Source organism: Sinomicrobium pectinilyticum, from assembly GCF_003725735.1.
In the GTDB taxonomy this organism is placed as follows: Bacteria; Bacteroidota; Bacteroidia; order Flavobacteriales; family Flavobacteriaceae; genus Sinomicrobium; species Sinomicrobium pectinilyticum.
This window is the reverse complement of the sequence record NZ_RJTM01000048.1, coordinates 1-1,493: the sequence shown is the minus strand read 5'-3', so window position 1 is coordinate 1,493 and position 1,493 is coordinate 1. Positions and strand designations below refer to the sequence as shown.

Below are 1,493 nucleotides of genomic sequence, written 5' to 3'. Positions count from 1 at the left end.
GCATCTACCGTGGCCGCCGTGTTGTCTACCAGCCGCAGCAGCGGGCCGGCATACAGGAAGGCCGAAAGCAGGAGGAGGATAAGGGCGGCCTGTTGCCCCCATCTTCGCAGGTGGCGGTACCTGGGCCCCTGGGCCCGGGTATGCAGGAAATCGACATAGTCGTCTTCCCACGTTACTTTCCGCAGCCGGAACCGTTCCGGACGCGGGTGTTTTTGGGTGTTGTTTTGTGTGTTCATCATTTTTTGTTTTTTAAGGTTAATATTTGGAATCTTGGAGTTGGGGACACCTCTCTACCTCCGGCATCTCCCCTCAAGGGGAGAAAAAAGAATCTTTTTAACTCTAAACCTCCCAAAACCTTAGCAAGTACACGTCTCCCGATCCCGATAATTATCGGGATCATCGGGAGACGCTTTCCGTTTGGGAGTTCTTCAAAAATCCCGACTCCTTAACTCATCAACTCCAAGACTCCAAGGACTTTCGTTATGCAAAGCTCCCGGTGAAATGTTAAGGTTTTTGCACATTACCATAAACTTTAACATTTATGTTTTGAGGGTATTTTAAGGGTTTTAAGGCATAATTCCCTCAAATAAGCCGGCAAACAGTACCGAATTTCACGGAAAATCCGCCAATTTTCTTCTTACGGATTTCTTTAGTAATTCTTAGAAAAAAACTTACTTTTTATTTGGTTCTTTTGAAGGGGGATATGATATGAAGGACACACCCCCGGCCCCTCTCGAGAGGGGAGCTTTGGGGCTTCTTATAAAGAGATTAGGGCTTTGGTTGGTGAGTTTTAGTGTAAAGAATATTATATTTTCTCCCCTTGAGGGGACCTGCCCACCGGCAAGTGGGGATGCCGCGGTTGCTGAGCCCAGTCGAAGTAAAGGCAAAGGGGTGACAGCCTGGTAGCCGGAACGACTTAAATCTTTGCGGGACGGGGAGTTTTGACCAGCCCCAACTTTGGCGTGTTTGCCTTAACGCTTGGGATTATCCCTATGGCATGGGCTTTCAAAACCTTCCCCCCGTAGCTGCGCTCGGGTACCTCCCTTCATCACAAGGGAGGAGCCTTTTAATTTTTAACAAAACACACAAATTACTCTTTTTCAAGTTATTATTGCGTCAACTAAATGACGCTGGGCTAAAGCGAGGGAGGACAGCCTGGTTGCCGGAATGACTCCATCTTTGCGAAATTCTGTGAAAACCTCTGTGTGTCTGTGAAATAAGGCTATGACACAAAGTTGCACAGAGCATTCACAAAGAACCGCAGAGAAAAATACATCATTGGTATGCCGGGTCCTTTGGCTTTGGTTCCTGCCTAGTCCAGCAGATATCCTGAATTTATCGAAGGGCTCAGGACAGGCTAAAGTACAATGTCATTTCGTTCAGCAGATTTATTCATTTTTGATAACTTTCCCAATCTAAAGGGAGGAGCTCTTTTTTTAAGGCTCCCCTCTTGTGATGAAGAGGGGTGGACCGCTTTGCGGGACGGGGAGTTT

1 protein-coding gene is annotated in these 1,493 nt (G+C 47.3%); it reads right to left on the bottom strand.

Translation table 11 applies throughout. The features are described 5' to 3' along the window. Window positions 1-239 (bottom strand): hypothetical protein (locus tag ED312_RS07650; protein ID WP_148044238.1); only part of this gene is annotated, 239 nt, incomplete at its 3' end. Between the last annotated feature and the right edge of the window lie 1,254 nt (window positions 240-1,493).